This window comes from Vibrio injensis (assembly GCF_001895205.1).
In the GTDB taxonomy this organism is placed as follows: Bacteria; Pseudomonadota; Gammaproteobacteria; order Enterobacterales; family Vibrionaceae; genus Vibrio; species Vibrio injensis.
The window spans coordinates 283,810-304,335 of sequence record NZ_BDJF01000006.1; the positions used below are offsets into that span (position 1 = coordinate 283,810).

14 protein-coding genes and 1 pseudogene are annotated in these 20,526 nt (G+C 43.9%); 5 read left to right on the forward strand and 10 right to left on the reverse strand.

The genetic code is table 11. The features are described from left to right. Window positions 1–109: 109 nt before the first annotated feature. Complete coding sequence (locus BSR11_RS01475) at window positions 110–823, reverse strand: substrate-binding periplasmic protein (protein ID WP_072668731.1); 714 nt, start codon at window positions 821–823, stop codon at window positions 110–112. Between the two features lie 212 nt (window positions 824–1,035). Between BSR11_RS01475 and BSR11_RS01480 the strand changes: the two genes are divergently transcribed. Together BSR11_RS01480 and BSR11_RS01485 are read left to right on the forward strand one after the other, a co-directional pair. Then, window positions 1,036–1,614: a class I SAM-dependent methyltransferase gene (locus tag BSR11_RS01480; RefSeq protein WP_072668732.1), complete on the forward strand. Its 579-nt coding sequence runs from the start codon at window positions 1,036–1,038 to the stop codon at window positions 1,612–1,614. A gap of 6 nt (window positions 1,615–1,620) precedes the next feature. Next, window positions 1,621–4,545, forward strand: a complete 2,925-nt coding sequence (locus BSR11_RS01485) for a DEAD/DEAH box helicase family protein (RefSeq protein WP_072668733.1) — start codon at window positions 1,621–1,623, stop codon at window positions 4,543–4,545. Between the two features lie 292 nt (window positions 4,546–4,837). Here BSR11_RS01485 and BSR11_RS01490 read toward each other — a convergent pair whose 3' ends face one another. The 3 genes and pseudogenes from BSR11_RS01490 to BSR11_RS01500 all read right to left on the reverse strand — a co-directional run bounded on the left by BSR11_RS01490 (window position 4,838) and on the right by BSR11_RS01500 (window position 7,829). Further along, entirely contained in the window at window positions 4,838–6,994 is a 2,157-nt protein-coding gene (locus BSR11_RS01490) for an AAA family ATPase (protein ID WP_072668734.1), read from the reverse strand. Window positions 6,995–7,279: 285 nt separating this feature from the next. Then, window positions 7,280–7,578, reverse strand: a pseudogene (locus BSR11_RS01495) (type II toxin-antitoxin system RelE/ParE family toxin). Between the two features lie 8 nt (window positions 7,579–7,586). Continuing rightward, window positions 7,587–7,829 carry a type II toxin-antitoxin system Phd/YefM family antitoxin gene (locus BSR11_RS01500; RefSeq protein ID WP_072668735.1) on the reverse strand — a complete coding sequence of 81 codons (243 nt, stop codon included), beginning with the start codon at window positions 7,827–7,829 and terminating at the stop codon, window positions 7,587–7,589. A gap of 173 nt (window positions 7,830–8,002) precedes the next feature. On the opposite strand from BSR11_RS01500, the gene BSR11_RS01505 reads away from it, so the two are divergent. Further along, a complete protein-coding gene (locus tag BSR11_RS01505; protein ID WP_072668736.1) occupies window positions 8,003–9,850 on the forward strand; it encodes a M3 family metallopeptidase in 1,848 nt (615 codons plus the stop codon). An 83-nt stretch (window positions 9,851–9,933) separates the two neighbouring features. Here the strand turns inward: BSR11_RS01505 and BSR11_RS01510 are convergent, their stop codons facing one another. Beyond that, on the reverse strand, window positions 9,934–11,616 hold the full coding sequence (locus BSR11_RS01510; RefSeq protein WP_072668737.1) for an SWIM zinc finger family protein: 1,683 nt from the start codon (window positions 11,614–11,616) through the stop codon (window positions 9,934–9,936). A 235-nt stretch (window positions 11,617–11,851) separates the two neighbouring features. Between BSR11_RS01510 and BSR11_RS01515 the strand changes: the two genes are divergently transcribed. Beyond that, the gene (locus tag BSR11_RS01515) at window positions 11,852–12,886 is read left to right on the forward strand and encodes a helix-turn-helix domain-containing protein (RefSeq protein ID WP_240004027.1); all 1,035 of its coding nucleotides are present in this window, start codon (window positions 11,852–11,854) and stop codon (window positions 12,884–12,886) included. 28 nt (window positions 12,887–12,914) lie between these two features. Here the strand turns inward: BSR11_RS01515 and BSR11_RS01520 are convergent, their stop codons facing one another. Continuing rightward, window positions 12,915–13,946: an alpha/beta hydrolase family protein gene (locus tag BSR11_RS01520; protein WP_072668739.1), complete on the reverse strand. Its 1,032-nt coding sequence runs from the start codon at window positions 13,944–13,946 to the stop codon at window positions 12,915–12,917. Window positions 13,947–14,240: 294 nt separating this feature from the next. Between BSR11_RS01520 and BSR11_RS01525 the strand changes: the two genes are divergently transcribed. Next, window positions 14,241–15,608, forward strand: a complete 1,368-nt coding sequence (locus BSR11_RS01525; RefSeq protein WP_072668740.1) for an endonuclease/exonuclease/phosphatase family protein — start codon at window positions 14,241–14,243, stop codon at window positions 15,606–15,608. Between the two features lie 63 nt (window positions 15,609–15,671). Here the strand turns inward: BSR11_RS01525 and mgtE (BSR11_RS01530) are convergent, their stop codons facing one another. From mgtE (BSR11_RS01530) to BSR11_RS01545, 4 genes are all read right to left on the reverse strand, one after another. After that, window positions 15,672–17,042: a magnesium transporter gene (gene mgtE / locus BSR11_RS01530; protein ID WP_110167540.1), complete on the reverse strand. Its 1,371-nt coding sequence runs from the start codon at window positions 17,040–17,042 to the stop codon at window positions 15,672–15,674. Window positions 17,043–17,319: 277 nt separating this feature from the next. Continuing rightward, window positions 17,320–18,027 carry an MgtC/SapB family protein gene (locus BSR11_RS01535; RefSeq protein ID WP_072668741.1) on the reverse strand — a complete coding sequence of 236 codons (708 nt, stop codon included), beginning with the start codon at window positions 18,025–18,027 and terminating at the stop codon, window positions 17,320–17,322. A 76-nt stretch (window positions 18,028–18,103) separates the two neighbouring features. Next, a complete protein-coding gene (mgtE, locus tag BSR11_RS01540) occupies window positions 18,104–19,474 on the reverse strand; it encodes a magnesium transporter (protein ID WP_139299779.1) in 1,371 nt (456 codons plus the stop codon). Window positions 19,475–19,486: 12 nt separating this feature from the next. Further along, window positions 19,487–19,993, reverse strand: a complete 507-nt coding sequence (locus BSR11_RS01545; RefSeq protein WP_072668742.1) for a CBS domain-containing protein — start codon at window positions 19,991–19,993, stop codon at window positions 19,487–19,489. Between the last annotated feature and the right edge of the window lie 533 nt (window positions 19,994–20,526).

A 20,526-nucleotide genomic window follows, 5' to 3' on the forward strand; every position in this document is an offset into this window, starting at 1 on the left:
ACCGCCAATGTTCAAAATTTAAATAGGCAGTTCTGATTCAGAGCAGAACTGCCTAATACGATTATCACAAACCATTGTTAATGGTCATCGGTTACCAGCGAATTAAAACCTACTGACCAAGGATCTCAGCCAAACGACCATTGCTCTCTAATTGCTTAAGTCCATCATTAAATGCGGCAATAATCTCTGCCGCTTTTGGATGTTTACGAGACACAATTAAATGATAAGGCACGAATTTAATACTTTTGTCAAAATAAGCCACTTGGCTAAAACCAACACTGGCCGCCAAACCAGAGCCGACTAACCGCTCTTCCATTACACCATCCAAACGGCCTGCTTGCAGCTTACGAAAGTTGTTTTCAGGTTGGCTAATGCGCTCAATGGTGTAACCTGAATCTTCGCGGACAAAACCATAATCATAGGCCACCACGCCACCGAGCGTTTTACCTAATAAATCTTGCTCACTCTCCCAGCGCAGCGGTTTATCGGGATGATAAAAAACCACTGTACTCAAGGTTATCACCGGCTCGCTATAGTGAAAGCGCGCAGCACGATCTTGATTAAAACTGTACAAAAAAGTCCCATCCAGTTCAGCATTCTCAGCAGCATTGAGCCCCCTAGCCCAAGGAAGGTATTGGTAGTTCACCTGCCAGCCCGATAGAGCAAACGCTTCGCTCACCACCTGAGCAGCCGGCCCGCCACTAGCTAAGCTTTGTCCTTGATAAGGCTCCCATTCACCACTGGCAAGCGTAATGGTATTCGCCAAAGTCACACTCGCCCAAAACACCAATGAAGCAAGTACCGATTGCAGTATTAATTTCATATTCAGCTCCGAACTCACACGATTGAATCATAGTGTAAATCTAGTTCAGCTTGGTCTATTTACAAGCTTGTGAACCATGAGCCTAACATGGCTAATGCCGTATGAGAGCAGAAAAGAGAGGGCGATTTCGCAGATAGGGTCACACTTAACATGCAACTCATTGAGTGAGAAAGCGTAGACAGTTACAATCTGTTGGCAAATCAGGAGTGCTTATGTCTATTGACTTTTATAACCAACATGCCGCGCAGTTCTTTTCATCGACAGTGGACATCGATGCGTCGAGCTTACTTAAGCCATTTTTAGATTACCTACCAGATGGTGGGTACATCCTTGATGCCGGATGTGGTTCAGGTCGTGATAGTAAGTATATGATTGAACTTGGTTATCAAGTGCAGGCTTTCGATGCCAGTCCAGCCCTCGCCGCATTAGCACAGACGCTGCTCAAGCAACCCGTCACCGTTGCCACCTTTCTTGAATGGCAAACAGACCAACACTTTGACGGAATTTGGGCTTGCGCATCGCTGCTGCATGTTCCGCGCTCATTGCTCACCCAAACTTTTGCACACCTAGCCTCAATGCTCAAAACCGGAGGCGCTTTTTACTGCTCATTCAAATACGGGCAAGATGAAGTCATGCGTGATGGCAGAAGCTTTACTAATTGTGATGAATCATTACTTTCCGCACTATTAAGTGATGTGCCTCTGAACATCGAAAAGCTATGGATTACTCAAGATCTGCGAGCCGGCAGAGAAACTGAACAATGGCTTAACGCTATATTACTAAAGGCATAATCCACCATGCCTAACGCAACGACTGGTCAATTGTATTCTGGGCATCGACTCTCTTCGGGTGGGGTAAACGATCCGCTCCTACCAAGGTTAATTCAAGCCATCAACCATGCCAGCGAAATCGAAATCTCGGTCTCCTTTATTCAACCGTCAGGCTTAGCACTACTGTTTGATCCTCTGTTCGATGCAATGCAAAGTGGCGCGAGGATAAAACTCCTCACCTCCGATTATTTAGCCATCACCCACCCCGTCGCCCTGCGCCGCCTGATGCTATTGGTTGAGCGAGGCGCGACCTGTCGCATCTTCCAATGTGGCAATGATAGCTTTCATATGAAGTCGTACATTTTTGTTCGCCAGCAACAAGGGGAAGTCGTCGAAGGCTGCGCATGGATAGGCTCGAACAATATCAGTCGCACCGCTTTGTTAAGTAGCCACGAGTGGGCTTTGCGCCACGACTTTGAGTTACCAAAAGATTCACCAGCAGCGATTGAATTTACTCATATACGTCAACAGTTCAATGCCATTTTCACCCACAACCAGAGTCAGCCATTAAGCCATCAATGGATTGATAATTACCTCTGCCGTTATCAACAAACACAGCAGCAGCGTACCATTGCTCAATTGGTCACAGAGGATGAACAAGAAACCATCGACGTTCCAACACCAAATTCAATCCAAATTGAAGCTTTAGCCGCACTGGATGCCACTCGACAACAAGGTTATTCAAGGGGGTTAGTGGTGCTTGCGACAGGCATGGGAAAAACTTGGTTATCCACCTTTGATGTGATGCAAATGCAAGCGAAAAACGTGTTGTTTGTTGCCCATCGAGAAGAGATCCTACTGCAAGCAGAAAAAACCTTTAGCCAGTTGATCCCCCATGCCAAAACTGGTCTCTACAATGGCTCGGTACAAGATGATCAAGCAACGCTATTGTTTGCCTCTGTCGCAACCTTAGGTAAGCAAAATCACCTACAACGTTTTGCCGTTGATCACTTTGATTACCTAATAGTGGATGAGTTTCATCATGCCGCAGCAAGAAGCTATCGTCAGTTGCTTGCCTATTTTCAGCCTAAATTTCTCCTCGGTTTAACGGCGACACCAGAGCGCTCTGATCAAGCTGATATTCTCTCTTTATGTGATGATAACTTAGTCTTCGAACGCAATTTAGTGCATGGCATTGATGATGAGATTCTCGCACCGTTTGATTATCACGGTATCTACGATCAAGCGGTAAATTATCAAGAGATTCCGTGGCGTAACGGTAAGTTTGATCCTAATGCGCTTGATAATAAACTGGCTACATCGCGACGCGCTGAACATGTCTATCGTGAATGGCAAGCCAAAAAACAAACGCGAACCTTAGCCTTTTGTGTCTCGAAAAAACACGCGGATTTTATGGCGCAGTATTTTGTCGCCAAAGGCATTCATGCCGTTGCAGTGTACAGTGATTCAGCCGTTAGGCGTAATCAAGCGCTGCAATGGCTAGACCAAGGTAAAATTGAGATTATTTTCTCGGTCGACCTGTTTAATGAAGGTACCGATCTCCCCTCGATTGATACGATTTTAATGGCTCGCCCAACCGAATCAAAAATTCTCTTTCTACAGCAATTAGGTCGCGGCTTACGCCTTTCTCCCATTACCAACAAACGCAAACTTGTCGTGCTGGATTTTATTGGTAATCACGATTCATTTTTAAACCGCCCAGCAACCTTATTTAATGTCAAAACACTCAGAGAAGTGATAGGGAAATTACAAACTAACGCGCCACTTGCCAAAGGTTGTCATGTTAATTTTGATATTGAGCTGATCAACTTTTGGCAACGTTTAGCCAAACGGCTACGCAATAATGTGCAAGATGATTATCAACAATTAGCGCATCAATTAGCTCATCGCCCAACCGCCAGTGAATTTTTCCATCATGGCTATCCGATGAAGAAAGTTCGCCAGCAAGCCATAAGCTGGTTTCATCTAGTCGCCAGCCAAGAAAATGATCCACACCTCAGCGAACTCGTCAGCCATTATGGTGATTTTCTCCTCCATGGCATTGAAAACACAGCGATGAGCAAATCGTTTAAAGCGATCTTGCTCGAAGCCTTACTGGAACTTGATGGTCTGCGCCAGCCACCAACACTCAGCGCGTTAGCCGAGCGAAGCCATCATGTGTTGTCACGTCGCCCACAGTTAATGGCGCAAGAGCTCACCGAAAGTGCCAAGCAGTTTCAAGCCAACGATCAAGGCTGGTTAAAATATTGGCTAGCAAATCCAATCAAAGCTTTTACCAAGCCCAATAATAAATCGGCTCCTTGGTTTACAATTAACGATCAAAAATTTGTCGCTACCTTCGCGATAAAAGATCAGCATATCGAGTTATTACACGATGCCATGCAAGAATTGGTTGATTTACGCTTGGCTGAATATGCCCAGCGACCACAGCAAAAACAGCCATCGAATCAGCCAGACATTGAACACTTACCTTCAGCCCAAGTGCTCGAGTTTGCCAAACAAAGTGATCCGCAAGGGACGATGTTGCCTTTTTACCCTGAACTTAAAATTGCTTGCGGCCATTTTAAACGCGGCTCTCATGAAGCGGTTCAATATCACTGTGTTGCCGATGGCTATGGCAAGTTAGACCCTAGTCGCCATTTTGTTGCCCCCGCAGCGGGAAACTCTATGAATGGCGGCAAAAATCCGATTCAAGACGGGGATCTGTTATTACTTGAATGGGTGACACCAAGTAGCGCGGGTTCCATTTCTAACTTAACAATGGCAATCGAAACCCAAGATGAGACCGGTGATAACCACTATTTGCTGCGGGTAGTACGCAAAATCGCACCGAATCAATACCAACTGCAAGCGCAAAACCCAAGTTATCCAGATATGCCAGCAACCGATAAAATGAAGACCTTTGCTCGGTTGAAGGCGGTATTGAGGTGATAGCTAAGCCAATCATTAATCGGTGAAGGGTTTTATTATTATTTAATAAAATTAACCAACCAAACTGTATAATTATGGCTCAAATCACAATTGATATTGTTACACCTCTTTCGTTTGAATCACGACAGAATCGCTTGGTGATCACAAGCGATGTATTACCCTAGTAACAAACTTTTGGACAATTTCGTGATAGCTATTTTATTAAATTAGTAATTCACAAATTACTTTATGTATTGAAAAATCGCTTAATTCACCGTCTAGTTTCGATTGTTCAGCTCATTATCTAACGTATCTATATCTGAGACATTTTCTGATAGTGTTCAGCATACCCCGTGATTTTGAATAGTAACCTTAAACCTTCTCTAAACGCCCCATAATCAAACTCTTTGAAATCAATAATATTCTGACCAAGTGAGTGTGATTCTCGGTTTATATATCGAATGAAAGCCTGATACTTCACATCTTGGAGCTCTGGTTTCTGCATTACGTTACTCAAGTCTGATTTCTGCACAAAGTTGAAGAAGTATTCAACTACGTTCCTCATACAGTTTGCAATCAAAGCAGCAGGTTGATCCTTGTCATTAATAACAGACCAGTATGATTGATAGTCATTCTGTACTTCTTCATACTTCATCGTTTCAATAGTTGTACCTTTCGTATTTTTAGATAGCCGATATAGAGATTGGTTTTCTTTTCTGCGTTTGTGATTGGAATCAACAAGCTCATAAAAGAAGTAAAGGCTGTGCGTGAGGACAAAAACTTGCTCCACCCCATCACCATTGAAGAAATCGTTCTTTATTAGCTGCCCGATATTGTAAACAAAGATATGAGACAAACTTGAAACTGGGTCGTCGATTACCGCAATTTTTTTAACGTGCGCCTCATCAGCCGTTTGTTTACCTTTAAACAATTCTCGGAAGTACAAAAAGCTAATTATCATTTTTTCACCCTCCGATAACGACAAGAAGATCGGTCCCTCTGTTCCAGTTCTTACAAGTCGATATAGGGCTTTTTCGTGCTTCTCAATATGAAAATCAGTAATCCCAATATCAACAAGGCCTTTATTGATATTTTTAATCGAATCGTCAATGTTAACTGTTTGTTTTTGTTGCTCGGTTCGTTCAGCTTCGAGTTGAACTATCTCAGTATCGACATTTTCCTTATCTGCTTTCCACTTGATTATTTTGTCATTACTGTCTTTTTTGCTTGATTCATACCCTTTGATGGTCTGATCGTATTCCCAACGAACGATTTTCCAAAACTCGTCTTTAATACGTTTCAATTCTTGCGTTGAATTAGCAATTTTTTGGTTGTGAATGCCAATACTGGCATTAACAGCATCTACATGTTTATTAAAAGAGGCAACGTGATCACTAAGTTCTTCCAACTCAACTTTCAGGCTTGGCGTTTGCTCTTTTTTCTGAACTTTGAGTAAATTGGATTTTAATGTTCCAGCAATTAACGCATAAGACTCTGTCATTTCTGCAAGGAACTCGATAGAAAAAGGCGATGTCTTGTAGGTTTCTAAATCAGTAAGAGAATCAACTATCTTTTGGTATTTGGTAAGTATTTTGCCTATATTCTGCTTACTTTCTTCATACGTCTCATCAAAGTAGTCTTTGATCTGTGCGATTAACTCAGGCGTAATCGTCTTAGACTGGCAAAACGGACACGTTTCATCTTTAATATCATCAAGGTACCGCAAACCATCACTAACCCAGTCAGAGTTTTTCAACTGATTAATCAGTTTTGCGATTGGGCTATCTTCATTACCAATCACTATTTCTTTGAGTAGTTCTAATTCCTCTGGTAAAAGCTCTGACAATGAAATCTTAGGTAAGACGGTGTAAGTAGTGGCTTTATCACCATCAATTGCAGTAACTTCCTCTTTAAGCTGTTCAATCGTTTTAATTGGTTTAACGGTTGGCAAAGGGACAGAAACAAGATGATCGAACAAAACGGTTTTGTCCCCCATTAACCGTTCAAGGCAAAATTTCAGAACGCGATCACCGCCAGAGTAGTTCGTCTTTATTTCCCAGGCCTTTTTTTCTGCCGTATCTTTCGCTTTCTTCAAAGCATCAATTTCTTTGTCAATGTCAGCTTGGTAGCCCTTGCTTTTTTCACTCAGTTGATCGATATCTTTCCCAAGCTGTTCTACCTTTTCCTTAACTTCTTTGTTCTCTTTGGATAGGCTAAAAATACCATTAATAGAATCTTTGGAATAAAAGTTATCTTGAATAAACTTCTGATTATAAACAAGAACCTTACACCCATCGTTTGTGTAAGAACAGTCTTTATATTTAGGATCATCAGGCGCATAAAAGTAGTTTGAGAATGTACTTTTTCCAGTACCATTTAAGCCATAAATGATGTTTACTTTTTTATCTGTATTGAGAGTTGTTGTGTTTCGATAACTTGCTACATCACCAAGGTTTATTTGTGTAATCATATTCGGCCTATACAAACTGGAAATTGAACTTATTAGCCATGCTGATTTGAAACATCGAACCAGATGCATCCAATATCATATCAACTTTTAGAATGAGAAAAAGTATGTCAAATCACGGCTCGGCAATACGGTGAATTAATTAGGTGTAACTTAAAAAGGGGCAAAAACGTGTTTGATCCCCCCCATACCCCTGTAAATACCCAGTACATTTTACCTTTACGTGGTGGCCATAAAACCATAGCTGGGGTTAGCTTACCAATCGAAAGCATCGCCCATAATTGTTTATTATTTCAGGTGATTTTTCGGTAACTGAGATTGCCCCAATACAGCTACGATTAAGATGAAATTCTCTTCCTTTGTGAAGTAAGCAGTGTGTTTTCCAATCGGAAAGTAAAAGCCGTTACTATATATTTCATGGCAGCTTCGTCCTAAATCAGGATTATCAGCGAGCATTTGAAAGCCAGAAAGTAGTGTTTCTTTATAACGTTACCACTGTAATTCGGAAAATTGTTGATGATATAATTTTTTACTTTACGTAAATGAGTTTGAGCCAAACTACTCAGTTTATATTGTTTACTGTGCATATTGTTTGTTATAACTCATTCAAAAAGTCTTTACCATCAACGACATTGCCTTTTGCCAAGTCATCTTTAGCCGCGTTGAAACAATGTTTAAGATATTCTGTTTTCATCATTTCAAGCTCTTCGTAGTCATGTATAGACATCACGACAACAGCATCTTTGCTGTTTTTACTGATCTTAATTGGTTGGCGTTGAGCATTAAGAAGCAATTCACCAAAATTTCGTTTAGCGTCATTTGCTGTTAATGTATACATGGTTATTCTCCACAGTCTTAAGTCTAATCGGAGTATAGCTCATCACACGAAGCGGTCAATGTGATTAAATCGCACGAAGCGTGTGAAAAGGTAAGCTAACAAGGCGTTAGATCGCTCGTTTGTGCTGGGCGTGAGATAATCTTCGATTAACTCAACCATTTTTAAGGATAAAAATGTCTGCCAGTGCTTACCTTAACCAACTCAACCAAGATTACTTGGCCATTCACCGCCGCAAAGAAGATTACTTTTGGCAAACCTACATGGGCATTAGTGATGATCAAGCGGGGGCAACCAAAGCCCAAACCGAGTGGACTCACTTTCTCTCACAAGGATCAAGAATAGAAGAAATCCGCCAACAGATCGCCGCGGCAGAAAACATCAGCGATAACGAGCAACGAGAGCAAACCCTGCAAGGGCTAAATGGCTGGTTAGCCATGTTCCAAGCCCATGCGATAGAATCTCGCCAAGCTCAGCAACTGAAAAACGAACTGATCGAGTTCGAAGCTGAGCTATTTCGCAAAAAGCAGCAACATGTGCTGACTTACACAAACGAACACGGTGAGGCGATTGAAGCCAGTTTACCGGTGCTCAGTTCAACCATTCGTGCCAATAATCTTGAGTCCGTGCGTCAATCAGCCCATCAATCGCTGCTAGCACTCGAGCAATGGTTGCTTGAACAAGGCTTTTTGCCATTAGTACAAAAACGTAACGCCTTTGCGCGCGCCATGGGTTATGCCAATTACTTTGACTATTCGGTACAAAAGACCGAAAAGATGAGCAGCGAAGCGCTGTTTACCATTTTGGATGATTTCGAGCAGCGCACCCGTCAACGCCATCAAGAGAGCTTAAGCACACTGGTTGCTGAGCAAGGGGAAGAATGCCTCAAAGGGCACAATTTTGTTTTCTCGTTTGCTGGCGATGTGATGCGTGATCTCGACCCTTATGTGCCGTTTTCGCAATCCTTACGCCGTTGGGTAGAATCGTTTGGCCGCTTACATATCAACTATTCAGAGGCTGAGCTGACTTTAGATTTGCTGGATCGCAAAGGAAAATACCCCAATGGTTTTTGTCATGGCCCGATCCCCTCTTTTTACCATCAAGGACAATGGGTTGCGGCTAAAGTCAACTTTACCTCCAATGCCAAACCTGACCAAATCGGCAGTGGCTATGATGGTATCAATACCCTGTTTCATGAAGGTGGCCATGCGGCGCATTTCGCCAATGTGAAGCTCAATGCCCCTTGCTTCTCACAAGAGTTTGCGCCAACCTCCATGGCCTACGCTGAAACGCAATCGATGTTTTGCGATAGCCTACTCAACGACGCCGATTGGCTAAAACGCTATGCCTTGGATAGCAAGGGCAACCCGGTTCCTGATCGTGTCATTCAAGCGATGGTGAATAACCGCCAGCCATTCAAAGCGTATCAAGAACGAAGCATTCTGCTGGTGCCTTATTTTGAACGCGCCTTGTACCAATTGAGCGATGAGCAGTTAACCGCTGAACAGGTGACGGCTTTAGCCCGTGAAACCGAGCAGCGTATTCTTGGCCTTGAGTCGAGCCCTCGCCCACTGTTGGCGATCCCGCACCTATTATCCGATGAATCAGCCTGCGCTTACCAAGGTTACTTATTGGCTCATATGGCGGTGTATCAAACGCGGGCTTACTTTATGGAAAAGTTTGGCTACCTAACAGATAACCCACAGATTGGCCCATTGCTCGCTAAGCATTATTGGCACAAAGGTAACCAAGTCTCACATTCTGAATCGATCCAAAGTCTTACTGGTGAAGGCTTTAATGCTAAATATCTGGCCGATGTCTGTAACCTTTCTGCCGAGCAATCTTGGCAACAAGAGCTACAAAAAATCGCGGCGATGCAAAGCCGTCAACCGAGCAGTCCTGCGCCACTGAATGCGAAAATCACCATCGTCGATGGAGAGCAAGTGATTGCGTCTAATGCGGTGTCTGATGACGAGATGTGCCAACAGTTTGAAGATTACATTATGCAGACTTACGGCTGTTAACGGCTCTATCCCCTGACGACTTGAGCAGCGGTGATCTTTATTGCCAGCAACCTCAAGTGGTTTGGGGATAGAAAACCCACAGCTTAAACCTGCTTCGGATAGTGCTTTTTCAATAAGCTATGCATATTGCGCTTACGTTTGTAGGTTTCCGCCAGTGATGTTATCGCGAGATAAAAATCAGCGAGTGCGGCTGGGTGTTTAGCCAATAAGCGCTCGACGCGTTGTAAATGGTGAATGGCCTCTTGATAACCTTGGTTACTGGTGCGGTCAATACACACGCGAGCAACACGAAGGTAGTAATCCAAAGTATGTTTGGGTTTGTCCGCTACGATTTCATCGGCCAGTGTTAGCAATACATGGCTATCGGTTGGCCGAGTAGCGACCCAATCACACGCTTTTTCCCACGCTTGTTGCTCAATATAAAACTCGACTAAGGCGCTATTGTGGTGGCTAACAAACCCGCGAGCATCGGCAGGTTGATAGTTATTGATCAATACCTGTTCGATACGAGTTAAAAACTCTGCATCCTCAATCTGGTGTGCCACTTTAAAAGTGCTCAACTCTTGGTAGCCTTGAAAAGTCGGAGCGTCAGTAAACAATCGATTAGCCAAATTCCACGCCTTAGCAACCTCGCCCAAGCTAATATAGAGGTTAACTTGCAGTTGCTCGCATTGTTGCATCTCAATATGGTTAGCTTGTTTTTTCGCTTTGGCTAACCAAAATTCGGCTTGAAGTGGTTCCTGATGCTCAAGATAGAGTTGCACGATTTCCAGAAAATCGTCGCAGCGCCACGCGATTTTTTGCTTGATAGCGATACGCTCATGCCAATCACTGGCGGTGCTTAGCAGTGGTATCGCCCATGTTTTCAGGTTCCATGCGTTATCACGGTTAAGTGGGGTTTTCTCAATCGCGGTTTTGCACAATTCAAGAAATGTCTGATTGCTGCGCCAAACGGGCTCGAAGTGAGTGTCAATCGTTGGGTAAACATCAAACTCATAGTGAGTCATGCGCTCAAACATCCACTGCGCTTTTTCCGCTTCACTCCAATCCAACTGATTGAGGATTAACGGCATTTGAACATTGATCAGCGCTTCAACCCCAAACCGTTCTCCGTTCGAATCATCAATCTGCTCTAACACGAGATTTAAACGGGTCACTATGTAGTGAATTAATTTCCACTGCTGATCCGCTTTCAGTTCTTTCGCGGCTTCACAGATCAGTTCGAGTTGATCTTCTGCGTAAGAGAAGTAGTCGCCAACTTCACGCCAATTCCAAATCGGTTCACGGGGTAGCGCTTGGGTCACCATTTTTTTCAAATCGTTATAACTGACGCTCCGTTCAGTGAGCTGTATTTTTGCTATTAGCGTTTTCCAAGCGGATTCATCTTGTTCGAGGTAATCGAGTAGCTTCTCTAAGATTGCCTCTTCCCCTAATGTTTTTAGGTGCTTGCGGATCCGCTCGCGTTCATCATCTTGATCAATGGGCGAATCGCTAAGTAAGCAAAACGCAACGGCAGCACCATGTTTACACATCTCTTGGTATTCAGCAGCTGGGCAAGTGCAGTAGCTTGATAATGTTTGACCACCATTGAGTTGCACACGATAAAGCTGAGAGCCTTTTACTTCGGCATTGGCGGTATGACCATTAACGGTCAATTTACGCACCGCTCCACTGTTCGCGAGCTGCATGCCTTTTTGTAATGAGCTCGGTTCGCACAGGGCAAACAGAGCAGTAAAATCAAAGAAAGAAGAGGAATTATTAGGCATAAGCAGATCCGTTTTCGCTATCGTCGGCCTTGTCTGAACAAGACGTTGCTAGAGGTTTCACGCACTTTGCCTGTTTTGGATTGGAGCTTCAAGTCAAACATCGTGATAATGAACAAAACGGTGGCTCGTTTAACTTCATAACTGGTTTGCAATTAAATGGTTTATTTAGGAATTTCACTGAGCGATAATCTCGCACATAGGCTGCTCATATAATCAGCCTGATGATGAATATAAAATGGAATTTTTAATGCTTGCCATCCCTCTTCCCTTTATAGCATCTTTGCTATTTATCATTACCGCCTTATTCATGCGTCCCAAACGTAATTGGCTAAAGTCTGGAGTATTTTGGTTCAGTATACTCTGCTCTACGATGACCGCCGTCGTCGGATTAAGGTGGACATTTGATATTGCTTTATTACGCTGCATTCAACCTATTCTAGGCGCGATGTTGCCTGTCGCAGCCTGGCTTTGCTTTTCTAAAACTCAGCACGCAAAGACTAAATATCTCCACTGGCTTGGTCCTATTATTGTCGCAATTGCTTCTACCAATCCATCACGAGTTTGGTTAGTCACTATTGATATTGTTTTGATTTTTCTTTATTTAGCCTACGGACTCTTACTCATAAAAGAATCATTAAAAATACCAACCCATGTCCGCCTTAATCAAATTACCACGGTTTTATTTGCTCAAAGAGCAGCAGGGCTCTTGTTACTAATGTCAGCTCTGATTGATGGGATGATCAGTTATGATTTAATTCGTAACAGTGCTGAGCACATCAATCTTATTTTATCCTCTAGTTATCTAGTCCTGATCGCAGGAATCGTCACAACGGTAACTATCGCTAGTCAGCATACTGTGGTTGAGCCAACAAATAACGTGATAACACAGCCCCCACTAACGGAAATAAAATCTTCATCTTTATCAATGAGTAAGCAAGAAGCAACACAGATTTGTGACAAGCTCAGCCACTTACTCACAGAAAAAGAACTGTATAAGGATGTTGATTTAACTCTAGCGAAGCTCTCAAAGTGGCTCGGAGTGCCAGCGAAGCCACTTTCTCAAGCAATCAATCAGGTGTACGGAGAAAATATTTCCAGAGTGATCAATTCATTTAGAATAGAGCATGCTAAATCACTGCTCTTAACCAGTAATATGTCGATCACCGAAGTTTATTTAGCGTCAGGGTTTCAAACTAAATCCAATTTCCATCGTGAGTTTTCACGTATCACGGGGCAAACACCCAGTGGCTACCGAAACTCATCATCATAATGCTATCAAGCCCTTCCTAAATATGACACTAAGCTTGCTCACGCTCCTTGCTTAAAAACAATAAAATATCGGCAAATATGCTTTGATGGAGATCGCTACGCGTTATGCCTCTTCCATCTTTACAAATGATACCGTCACCTTGCACTTCTTCTTCAAGTAAATGGATTGCACCAGGCTTGCAAATGGGTAAAAAACTAAAATGCATCGCTTGCTCATACACTTTATAACGCCGTGATAGTAGCGGTATGTGTTCAGCTAAAAAACCTGACTCTTGAGTTTGAGGGAGATCGCCAATATCAATGCCAGCCGCCAAAATCAAAACTGGTGTTTTTATTTTACGAAGACTAGAGGAGGAAAAGCTGCGCGCTAAGCCTAGATCTAAGCTGATTACTTGCTTAATACGCTCATCGTGCAATCTTGCTGATAGAGGTTCATTGGGTTGTGACTCGGCCAATCCTAGCTCTTTTGCCAACCCACAGGTTCTAGGGTTTGGGTACAAAAGACATTGCTGATGAAAAAAAGTGCGATCTACCTGAGCGCCAACCAGTTGTAACACGGTCCAGCCACCTAAAGAATGCCCTATCGCAGTCACATTCGTACGATCAATCACGCCGGACCACTGCTCATCAGACAATAAATAATCAAGCAGCCGGCTTAAATCCTTGGGTCTTTGCCACCATTGCGCCGCTTGTTGAGGAGATGAATCAAGTGTCGTTGTTCCAGGGTGATCAACCGCTGCAACAACATAACCCTGCTCAACCAACTTCACCGCTAGCCAATGCTGGTTTCGCCAGTTACCTCGATAACCATGAGAAAGCACCACCAAAGGGGCAGAAGCGGTATTTACTGCACCATTTCCTATCACTGAATTACCTTGAAAAACTGGATTATCAGCAATCAAAGTGACTTGATTGGACGGCTTAGCTGGGTACCAGATGGATATAGATAAGGGCCTTTCTAAAGATTGGCTGATAACCTTTTGTTGGAAGCCAATCTCTGTAGCCGCAATACTTGATGGTAACATCAGTACCATAGTAATAAATGAATAAAACCAACGCATAACCCGCTCCTTTATAAATGATAATCTGCAGAGCTAGGTTCTGATATCGCGCTTTCTAATGCGTCCTCAATCCGGTTTTAGGACCTAAAAAATAAACCAAACCCACCCAAAAACTGGCACTAGTCACACAAAAATATATAAACAAGAATCTTCTTACACCTTGAGTGTGATTTTTATCACTTACAACAAGTAAGCATATCCTTACCATTCAGATAACGAATCAATGTGTCTTATCTGTCTGTATCGTTTAAATCGGTTTTGTTTTGAATGGACAGTTACTCTATGGTGTGAATAATGAAAAAAATGCGACTTGCTCCGACCGCTTTGCTGCTCAGTAGCGCACTGCTCGTGGGCTGTAATCAGGATATCGATACCATGGCAACACCTGAAAAAACGCTTAAAATTGCTACCTATAATCTCTCTTTTGACCGTAACACCTTTGCACAACTGGTGACTGAAATGCAGGTCGAACCTGCGCAGCAGCAAGCTTTGGTTGAAGCTTACTTAGCGGGCAAGATTGAACAAAAAGACAAAACATTAGCGCAAAACGTTATCCAGATCCGCAATGTCGCGGCGGTTATTCAACATAATCGCCCTGATGTATTGATGATGGCGGAATTCAATAATGATGGTACTGGTGAAGATACTTCGGCGTTGATCGGCTTTCAAAACAATTATTTATCTGTCGCACAAAGCCGACAAGGCGCAGGAGGCGAGCCAGATCTAGAACCGATTCATTATCCGTTTGCTAAAGCCTACGCCACTAATACCGGGCTATTGAGTGAATTTGATTTGGATAATAATGGCCAAAAGGGTCAGTTACCGGGCGATGCTTGGGGATTTGGTTTTTATCACGGCCAATACGCGTTTGCTTTACTGTCTAAGTACCCGATTGATGCGAGCCAAACGCGCACCTTCCAGCACTTTAAATGGAAAGATATGGCTGGAGCAGAAAACCCCAAGATCACCATCTGTGATGGCTCACAAAAAATTCCTCAAGGCATGGTGTGTGGCGATGCTTGGTATAGCGATGCAGAATGGCAACAGGTACGTTTATCGTCTAAAAACCATGTGGATGCGCCGATTGTGATTCCAACTGTCGATGGGGATCAAGTGATCCATTTACTGATGTCTCACCCGACGCCCCCAGTCTTTGACCCTGGTAAAAATCAGCAACAAAACGCTGCAGAAGTGCAGTTTTGGCACCATTACATACAAAATCAGCCCTATTTTTATGATGACAAAGGTAAAACAGGGGGATTAGCCAACAATGAGAAGTTTGTCATCATGGGCGATTTAAACCTCGATCCGGTCGCTGGTGATGGGTTAAGTGAAATAATGCAAGCGCTGCATGCTGATCCGCTACTCAATCAAAAGGTGACTCAAGGGACGCTTTACCCAAGTAGCCTTGGTGCCGCTGAATTTGCTGCGCAGCGATCATCAACTCATCCTCATCCACAGCGAATCACGTCCACTTTTGGCTTAGGCGTTGATTATGCTCTGCCTTCGGCCAACTTAACGGTTATTGATTCAGGTGTTTACTGGCCAGCGTCTGATCAAGTGGGTTATCGTTTAATGAATGACTCGCGTTTGGGCCGTTATGGAGATGGTAAAGATGTCTCTTCCGACCATCGCCTACTATGGGTTGAAGTGAAGTTATAGGGCATCCCAAGTTGTTGGGGGGATAAGAAAAGAGGCTCTATTTAGAGCCTCAATCAAGCAAGTTTAACCAACCGCTGGAAAATCTAAAATGCTGGTGGCGACTGAGAAATAGATAATAACCCCGACCGCATCGGCAATAGTGGTAACCAGTGGTGCACTGGCCGATGCCGGATCAAACTTAAGTTTACTGAGAATAAATGGCAGTGACATCCCGACCAGCGATCCAACCACCACCACGATTTGCATGGTTAACGCTACCACTAAAGCAATTTCTGGACCACCGCGCCATAAACCAAGCAGCGATACCGCAATCGCCATAGTGATACCCAGTAAACCGGCGATAAACAGTTCTTTAGCCAGCATTTTCGCCCAGTCTTTACCAATGACTTCGCCGGTTGCAATCGCACGGACCATCAGCGTTGCCGACTGTGCCCCGGCGTTACCACTACTACCAATCAATAAGGGTAAGAAAAAGACCAGCGCAACATAGGCTTGAATTGTATCTTCAAAATAGGCGATCCCCGCTCCAGAAAAGAGATTACCGAACACCAGTAATACCAACCAAAACACGCGCTTACGGTACATTAAGCTCACTGATGCATCTTTGAGGTTACCGGAGAAGTCAACCGCGGCAGATTTGTGAATCGAACGATCGGCCTCTTCTTCTGCAACGTCCATCGCATCATCATAAGTCACAATACCGACCATGCGATTTTGTTGATCCAAGACCGGAAGAGCGAGTAAGTCATATTTACTGATCGCTTGCGCGGCGACATTTTGCGCTTCATCCACCCGCACAAAAATCAGCACTTGGGTCATGATTTTGCCAACCGTTAGACTTGGCTCAGAAATCATCAAATCACGCAGGGAAACGGTACCTTGCAGATGCATTTGCTCATCAACAACGTAAGCTTGGTAAATAGTTTCTCGCTCACTGGCGATTTTCCGTAGTTGGTTGATGGCTTCTTCAACGGTTTGATGGGCATCGAGTGTTGCGAAATCCGAGGTCATTAATGCCCCGACGCTCTCCTCTGGATAAGAGACTAAGCGCTGAATATCGCGCCGGTCTTCATCATCCATTTGTTGTAAAACTTCATGCTGAAACTCGGGCTCTAATTGGGTCAGTAAATCGGCGCGTTCATCATGAGGCATGAGCTCCGTCATTTGTGCGAGCTCTTGCGCATTAAGCTCTTCAGCGAGCTTTTCTTGCCAACGCAAGGAAAAATAACCAAATAGAGCGGCTTGTTTTTCTAACGAAATCAGTAGTAATAATTGCCCCGCTTCTTTAGCGGTTAAACTTTGATTATCCAACAATTCGGTCAAGGCTTCTGCGCAGTCAGCCAGTGGGTGCTCTTCAACAAAGCGTTCCATAGCCTCGGCATTTTGACTGATGTGCAGCGCCATGAGGTCTTGGGTCATGATATTGATTGACATTTAAATACTCTTTTCATTGTCATGTGAGCATGAATCAACATCATTATTGTTTTATCTTATCAAATGCTCTTAGCTGCTAAAGACACTGAGAGATAAAATAATAATGAGACGAATAGCATGCAAATGGCTGATTTTAGCACAGTTATATGACAACCAGAGTGAAGAAAAAGAAAAATCAGGTGATTCTGACAACCAACTAAGACAATGGATATCGACAGAACCGCCTGATTAACCTTGGGCATAGCAAGAGAATTCAACGTCCCTAGGCGATAGTGAATTAAGCCTCAACCACTTGCCAACTTGCCAGTGAAACAGTCGGCTCTAAACTTAGTCGACCAATGACTCGTTCAATGTGTGAATCAGTCCGCTGTGTTGCCATTACCGAAGAGATGACACGTACCTGAGTCTGTTTATCTTGGATTAAAGTTTCACTTTCTAACTTTTGTAATTGCAAAGCCCCCGAAGAGACACCTTGCAATAATAAAGCTCGAACATGCGCTTCATCAGTTTCTAAACAAACTACCTCTAAACGGTATTGCCACCAGCATTCCGCTTGTTGGACCGATTCTACAGGGCGATGGTTTATAAACCTGACTAATGGCCGTAATAGGGTATTGGTGGCTAAAATAACGATCGTCACCGCAAGTGCGCCTGCCCACTGATTGGCACCAATCATCACTCCTATCGCGGCAGAGCACCACAAAGTAGCCGCGGTATTTAAGCCGCGAATATTGGCTCCTTCTTTCATTATGACGCCAGCACCGAGAAAACCGATACCTGAGACCACCTGCGCTGCCACGCGTGTTGGACTGGCATCGCCATCAACCATCATCGACATCAGAGTAAAGCTTGCGGCACCAAGGGACACTAAAGCATTCGTTCTTAGCCCAGCCATACGTTGATGCCATTGACGCTCAAGCCCAACCATAGCACCTAAACCTGCAGCTAACATGAGCGGCAGAATAAAATCAAACATTTCCCACATGATTTACTCTCCTTGCTAGGACTATGAAGCCTTGACAAACGTTAGCAATGCCAAAGCTCCTAGCCTATCAACCCACTTAAACCGTTGGTGGGAAATCCAAAATCATGGTTGCTACGGAGAAGTAAATGATGACTCCCACCGCATCGGCAATCGTAGTGATCAATGGCGCACTGGCTGATGCAGGATCAAACTTCAGTTTGCTGAGGATAAATGGTAAAGACATACCAACAACCGAGCCAACAATCACTACAATTTGCATGGTAATTGCCACGACTAAAGCGATCTCTGGCCCACCGCGCCATAAGCCAAGCATCGATACCGCGACAGCCATGGTTACGCCGAGTAGCCCCGCTATCATCACCTCTCTACCAAGCATTTTGGCCCAATCTTTACCAATAACTTCTCCGGTAGCCAGTGCCCGCACCATCAAGGTGGCTGACTGAGATCCCGCATTACCCCCACTGTCGATAAGTAGCGGTAAAAAGAAGACCAACGCCACATAGGCATGGATGGTATCTTCAAAATGGGCAATCCCCGCTCCAGAAAATAGGTTACCAAAAACCAGTAACACCAGCCAAAATACGCGCTTACGGTACATTAATCCCACTGAGGCCTCTTTTAAGTTGCCTGTGAAATCGACCGCTGCCGACTTGTGCATATGACGATCGGCTTCTTCTTCTGCCACATCCATCGCATCGTCGTAAGTCACAATACCCACTAGACGATTTTGTTCATCGACTACGGGTAACGCGAGCAAATCATATTTACTGATCGCTTGTGCTGCGACGTTTTGATCTTCATCGACTCGGACAAAAATCAACACTCGGGTCATGATCTTACCCACAGTTGAGCTGGGTTCTGAAATCACCAAATCGCGCAGTGACACTGTACCTTGTAAACGCTGCTGTTCATCGACCACATAAGCCTGATAGATAGTTTCGGTTTGCTTAGCAATGCTGCGCAATTTTTGCATCGCTTGTTCAACCGTATAATCAGCAGCAAGCACAGCAAAATCAGAGGTCATCACCGCACCAACACTCTCCTCTGGATAAGAAACCAGCCTTTGAATGTCGGAACGCTCTTCGCTATCCATTTGCTCTAATACTTGCTGCTGAAGCTCGGGCTCCAACTGAGTCAATAAATCGGCTCGTTCATCGTGTGGCATCAGCTCAGTTAATTGAGTAAGAAGCTGAGCATCCATTTGCTCAGCCAACTTTTCTTGCCACGTTAAACTAAAATAACCAAACAGAGCCACTTGCTTTTCTAATGGCAGTAAGGCGATCAGTTGGCATACCTCTTGTTCCGTTAATTGTTGCTCAGTTAATAACTGCGCAAAAGCTTCAGCACAGTCCGCCAAAGGATGTTGGTCGATAAAACGTAGCATCGCGGATTGATTATGGCTGATGTGCAGTGCCAACAGCTCTTGAGTCATGATAGAAACAGACATCGTGCTCTTCCCTTAGTGCTTCCAAAAACGCACAAAGCGTTTCCAGCCAGATGAAGTTTTAGCCACACCTTGATCATTAAGTTCAAGTTGGTGACGAATGATCGCGCGGGCAGCGTTTAATTCCAAGACACCCACGACACGGTGGCGGCTATCCAAAATTGGCAGCACGGGCCATTGGCTTTTTCTCAGTTGTAATGCGGCTGGGTAAGCTTCGCTTAAGGCGAAAGTATAATGATTAGCCCCTTGCACCAGTGCTGTGACAGGCTGAGTTTTATCAGCACATAATAAACGGCTAATAGACACCAAACCTTGGTACTCAGCGCGATCATTAATCAACGCAATAACATGAACGGAAGAAGAAAACAGCGGGCTCGCTTTGAGCATAGTGATCACTTCTTGCACCTGTAATTGGTCACTGACACAGAAAAAATCACGCTTAGCGTGGCTCAATACTGCGCGTTGTACTGGGGTACGGGCTTTTTTTACATCAGCGATGTAATGCGTACGAAAAACTGTCATCTTTGTCTCTCCTGAGTTGGGCTCAGGACAAAGAAACCTGGTGATCGCAACCACAAATTTTGCCTAAACGAAAAACGCTTAGCGCAACAGTAGGTTTGCGAAGCACGACGTGTCGGCTCACAGCGTGTGAGCATCAGTCATAGGTTACGCAAAGGCAAACGTTGCCTTACTGCGCAAAGTATTAACGTATGGAATTAACGATGGAAGGAAAGAGTTCGCTTTGCCAAGGGTAGTTACCGCCTGACAACAGCTAAAGAGAATTTAGCGACAGGCTAGCAAGAAACCGTTGGTGTTTTCGAACCATCGAAAAGACCATACTGTGATATTCGACTACTCGACGAGTCCATAGGTTTCTATTGTACCTCGATAAATTAAAAGGGATCGGTTGTTACTCGGTTTAACGCTTAAAGTGTAGCGTTAAATTGCATCAACCGGGTTATTTTTCGCGCTAAATATTATTGATCAACCAATTGAAAGTCAATTTAAAATTAAGCGCGAACAGATTTTTTTTACCATTTATCTCACACTAGCAA

Excerpts from the sequence above, each read along its gene's own strand:
- BSR11_RS01475 (WP_072668731.1), bottom strand. The coding sequence starts at position 823 with ATGAAATTAATACTGCAATCGGTACTTGCTTCATTGGTGTTTTGGGCG.
- BSR11_RS01480 (WP_072668732.1), top strand. The coding sequence starts at position 1,036 with ATGTCTATTGACTTTTATAACCAACATGCCGCGCAGTTCTTTTCATCG.
- BSR11_RS01485 (WP_072668733.1), top strand. The coding sequence starts at position 1,621 with ATGCCTAACGCAACGACTGGTCAATTGTATTCTGGGCATCGACTCTCT.
- BSR11_RS01490 (WP_072668734.1), bottom strand. The coding sequence starts at position 6,994 with ATGATTACACAAATAAACCTTGGTGATGTAGCAAGTTATCGAAACACA.
- BSR11_RS01500 (WP_072668735.1), bottom strand. The coding sequence starts at position 7,829 with ATGTATACATTAACAGCAAATGACGCTAAACGAAATTTTGGTGAATTG.
- BSR11_RS01505 (WP_072668736.1), top strand. The coding sequence starts at position 8,003 with ATGTCTGCCAGTGCTTACCTTAACCAACTCAACCAAGATTACTTGGCC.
- BSR11_RS01510 (WP_072668737.1), bottom strand. The coding sequence starts at position 11,616 with ATGCCTAATAATTCCTCTTCTTTCTTTGATTTTACTGCTCTGTTTGCC.
- BSR11_RS01515 (WP_240004027.1), top strand. The coding sequence starts at position 11,852 with ATGGAATTTTTAATGCTTGCCATCCCTCTTCCCTTTATAGCATCTTTG.
- BSR11_RS01520 (WP_072668739.1), bottom strand. The coding sequence starts at position 13,946 with ATGCGTTGGTTTTATTCATTTATTACTATGGTACTGATGTTACCATCA.
- BSR11_RS01525 (WP_072668740.1), top strand. The coding sequence starts at position 14,241 with ATGAAAAAAATGCGACTTGCTCCGACCGCTTTGCTGCTCAGTAGCGCA.
- mgtE (WP_110167540.1), bottom strand. The coding sequence starts at position 17,042 with ATGTCAATCAATATCATGACCCAAGACCTCATGGCGCTGCACATCAGT.
- BSR11_RS01535 (WP_072668741.1), bottom strand. The coding sequence starts at position 18,027 with ATGTGGGAAATGTTTGATTTTATTCTGCCGCTCATGTTAGCTGCAGGT.
- mgtE (WP_139299779.1), bottom strand. The coding sequence starts at position 19,474 with ATGTCTGTTTCTATCATGACTCAAGAGCTGTTGGCACTGCACATCAGC.
- BSR11_RS01545 (WP_072668742.1), bottom strand. The coding sequence starts at position 19,993 with ATGACAGTTTTTCGTACGCATTACATCGCTGATGTAAAAAAAGCCCGT.